Source organism: Bradyrhizobium uaiense (assembly GCF_010811875.1).
Classification (GTDB): Bacteria; Pseudomonadota; Alphaproteobacteria; order Rhizobiales; family Xanthobacteraceae; genus Bradyrhizobium; species Bradyrhizobium uaiense.
Map to the genome: position 1 here is coordinate 1 of NZ_VKHP01000653.1, position 296 is coordinate 296.

The window sequence follows — 296 nt, forward strand, 5'->3', positions numbered from 1 at the left end:
CGGCAGCTGCCTGGACGGCGCCGTCGATCAGGCTTTCATCCTCTTCGGAGAGAAAGTCTTGCCGCACTTGATCAGGATCACGATACTTTCGCAGCGCGCTCAATGCCGAAAGCAAATTGGCGGGCTCGATCACGAGGCCTTGGTCTCGCACGCGAGAGTGTCTCTTGGTGAGCCCGCCAATTGTCTTGCCCTGAGTGCCGAGATCATTTCCCAGGATACGAAGCGATCGGCCGTATTCGTAGATGGTACTTTTCTGCAGACCACCGCCGACAAAGCGGGTGAAGTTGTCGATGAGA

At 56.8% G+C, this 296-nt stretch carries 1 protein-coding gene; it reads right to left on the reverse strand.

Annotation, left to right across the window (positions count from 1 at the left end; all coding sequences use genetic code 11):
- Positions 1-296 (reverse strand): hypothetical protein (locus tag FNJ47_RS46940; RefSeq protein ID WP_163163595.1); only part of this gene is annotated, 296 nt, incomplete at both ends.